The sequence below is a fragment of the Variovorax sp. 01T439_2 genome (assembly GCF_056398445.1).
In genome coordinates this window covers 1-3,611 of record NZ_JBFTPJ010000625.1, presented here as the reverse complement: position 1 = coordinate 3,611, position 3,611 = coordinate 1, and the positions used below count along the sequence as shown (strand labels likewise).

3 protein-coding genes are annotated in these 3,611 nt (G+C 67.8%); all 3 read left to right on the top strand.

Features of this window, described 5'->3' with window-relative positions; genetic code table 11:
* Window positions 1-461 (top strand): LysR substrate-binding domain-containing protein (locus AC1DOC_RS24615; protein WP_478130679.1); only part of this gene is annotated, 461 nt, incomplete at its 5' end.
* 179 nt (window positions 462-640) lie between these two features.
* Entirely contained in the window at window positions 641-1,924 is a 1,284-nt protein-coding gene (locus AC1DOC_RS24610; RefSeq protein WP_478079643.1) for an NCS2 family permease, read from the top strand.
* Between the two features lie 100 nt (window positions 1,925-2,024).
* Window positions 2,025-3,557: an ABC transporter ATP-binding protein gene (locus AC1DOC_RS24605; protein WP_412511570.1), complete on the top strand. Its 1,533-nt coding sequence runs from the start codon at window positions 2,025-2,027 to the stop codon at window positions 3,555-3,557.
* The last annotated feature ends 54 nt before the right edge of the window (window positions 3,558-3,611 follow it).

Here is a 3,611-nt window from a genome sequence, read left to right as displayed (position 1 = left end):
AGGTGGTGTCGCTGGTCAACCAGGACCACCCGGCCGTGCGCCGCGGCTGGGACCTGGAGACCTGGCTCGCGGCCGAGCACATCGCGCCCACGCCCATGCACCCGGGCGGGCGCGGCATCATCGACCAGATGCTCGACGAGCTCGGCCGGCAGYGCAACATCACGGCGCGCTGCGCGCACTTCAGCCTGATCCCGGACATGGTCGCGTCGAGCCTCCTGGTGCTCACCACCGGCCGCCAGTACTGCGAGCGCTTTGCCGCGCGCCTGCCGGTGAAGATCCTCGAGTGCCCGGTGGCGCTGCCGCGCCTCATGTACTACCAGCTCTGGCACGAGCGCACCCATTCGTCGAGTTCCGCGCGCTGGCTGCGCGAATGCATCAAGGACGTGGCGGCGTCGCTGCGGCCCGCCTTCACCACGCCGGCCTCGCGCGCCTTCGCGGCCGAAGCCCCCGATCCGCCCTGACGATTCTTCCTCTGGCCGCGCCGGCGTCGCGGCCGAGGCATGTTTGAACGAACCGCCACATACAACAGCTGGAGACAAGCGACATGAACAGGTTTGAAGAGGTGCCCAAGGTCACCGATCCCCACGCCTCGGGGACAGCCGCGCGCAGCGCGCCGCAGGGCGCGAACTGGCTTGAACGCATGTTCAAGCTGACCGAGCACAACACCACCGTGCGCACCGAAGTCATCGCAGGGCTCACCACCTTCCTGACGATGGCCTACATCATCTTCGTGAACCCCTCGATCCTCGGCGATGCGGGCATGCCCAAGGGCGCGGTGTTCGTGGCCACCTGCCTGATCGCGGCGCTGGGCACGCTGATCATGGGCCTGTATGCCAATTACCCGATTGCCATGGCGCCGGGCATGGGGCTGAACGCCTACTTCGCCTACGTGGTGGTGCTGGGCATGGGCTACACGTGGCAGGTGGCGCTGGGCGCGGTGTTCATCTCGGGGACGCTGTTCCTGATCGTCACGGTCACGGGGTTGCGGGAGCTGTTCATACAGGGCATACCGCAGTCGCTGCGAACGGCGATCACCGTGGGCATCGGCATGTTCCTGGCGCTCATCGCGCTCAAGAGCGCGGGCGTGGTGGCCGCCTCGCCGGCCACCTTCGTCACGCTGGGCGACCTGCACTCGGCGCCGGTGGTGCTGGCGACGCTGGGCTTCCTCGTGATCGTGACGCTCGACCGGCTCAAGGTGCGCGGCGCCATCCTCATCGGCATCATGCTGGTGACGGTGCTGTCGTCCTTCTTCGGCGGCAACAAGTTCCATGGCGTGTTCGATGCGCCGCCGTCCATTGCGCCCACCTTCATGCAGCTCGACATCCTGGGCGCGCTCAAGGGCGGCATCCTGAATGTGGTGCTGGTGTTCTTCCTGGTCGAGATGTTCGACGCCACCGGCACGCTGATGGGCGTGGCCAAGCGCGCGGGCCTCCTGGTGCCCGGCAAGATGGAACGCATGAACAAGGCACTGCTGGCCGACAGCGGCGCGATCTTCGCGGGCTCGCTGCTCGGCACCTCGAGCACCACGGCCTACGTGGAAAGCGCGGCCGGCGTGCAGGCCGGCGGGCGCACCGGCCTCACGGCGGTGGTGGTGGCGGTGCTGTTCCTCGCCTGCCTGATGATCTCGCCGCTCGCGGGATCGGTGCCGGCCTATGCCACCGCCCCGGCGCTGCTCTTCGTGGGCTGCCTGATGCTGCGCGACCTCGTCGAGCTCGACTGGGAAGACACCACCGAGGTGATCCCCGCGGCCGTCACCGCGCTGGCCATGCCTTTCACCTACTCGATCGCCAATGGCCTGGCCTTCGGCTTCATCACCTACGCGGTGCTCAAGCTCTGCACCGGCCGGGCACGGGAAGTGCATGCGATGGTCTGGGTGATCGCGGCGATTTTCCTGTTCAAGTTCGCCTACATCGGCGGACACTGAGGGGCGCGCCGTCGGGCGCCGATGGATGCGGAAGCTGCTATTAAACTTATAGCTGCTTCCGCTTTGTTGCTGTTGAACGAGACAAACCCACGAACCCGGCATGACAACCCCCAGACTCCAGCTCGCGAACATCACCAAGCGCTACCCCGCGGTGGTGGCGAACAGCGACATCTCGCTGGCCGTGGCGCCCGGCGAGATCCATGCCGTGCTCGGCGAGAACGGCGCCGGCAAATCGACGCTGATGAAGATCATCTACGGCTCGGTCAAGCCCGACGAAGGCACGGTGGTCTTCGACGGCCAGGCCGTGAGCCTGCGCAACCCGCAGCAGGCGAGGGCGCTGGGCATCAGCATGGTGTTCCAGCACTTCAGCCTGTTCGACACGCTCACCGTGGCCGAGAACGTGTGGCTGGGCCTGGACAAGTCGCTGCAGCTGGCCGAGGTGGCGCGCAGCATCACGGCCAAGGCCAGCGAATACGGCCTGGACATCGATCCCTCGCGGCCGGTGCACACGCTGTCGGTGGGCGAGATGCAGCGGGTGGAAATCATCCGCGCGCTGCTCACCAACCCCAAGCTGCTGATCCTCGACGAGCCGACCTCGGTGCTCACGCCGCAGGCGGTCATCAAGCTCTTCGGCGTGCTCAACAAGCTGGCGTCGGAGGGCTGCAGCATCCTCTACATCAGCCACAAGCTGCACGAGATCCGCGAGCTGTGCACGGCCTGCACGGTGCTGCGCGGCGGCAAGGTCACGGGCGTGTGCAATCCGCAGGACGAAAGCAACGAATCGCTCTCGCGGCTGATGATCGGCAGCGAGCCGCCGCCGCTGCAGCACCGGCCGGTGCACGCGGGCGCGGTGGCGCTGCGCGTGAACGGGCTCACGCTCGCGCGCGAGGACCAGTTCGGCGTCGACCTCGACGGCATCTCGTTCGAGGTGCGCGCCGGCGAGGTGGTCGGCATTGCGGGCGTGTCCGGCAACGGCCAGAAGGAGCTGCTCTACACGCTCTCGGGCGAGGACGTGCGCGCCGAGTCCGCCATGGTGCAGGTGTTCGGCAAGCCGGCCGGCCGGCTGCGGCCGCGCGCGCGGCGCGCAATGGGCCTGCACTTCGTGCCCGAGGAGAGGCTGGGCCGCGGCGCCGTGCCCACGCTCGGCCTTGCGCACAACCTGCTGCTCACGCGCGGCAATGCGGTGGGCAAGGGCGGCTGGATCCGCACCGGGGCGCTCGAAAAGCATGCAAAGGCCATCATCGAGCGCTTCAACGTCAAGGCCGGCGGGCCGAATGCCGCGGCGCGATCGCTCTCGGGCGGCAACCTGCAGAAATACATCGTCGGCCGCGAGATCGACGCCAACCCCAAGCTCTTCATCGTGTCGCAGCCGACCTGGGGCGTGGACGTGGGCGCGGCCGCGCTGATCCGCGGAGAGATCCTTGCGCTGCGCGACGCCGGCTGCGCGGTGCTGGTGGTGAGCGAAGAGCTCGACGAGCTGTTCGACATCAGCGACCGGCTGCACGTGATCGCCAAGGGCCGGCTGTCGCCTTCCGTCGACCGCGCGGCCGCCACGCTGCCGCAGATCGGCGAATGGATGAGCGGCCTCTGGGAGAAGAAGAACAACAACATCAAGGAGGCGACCCATGCTTAAGCTCGAACCGCGCCCGGAGCTGTCGCGCTTCTGGACCTTTGCCTCGCCGATCCT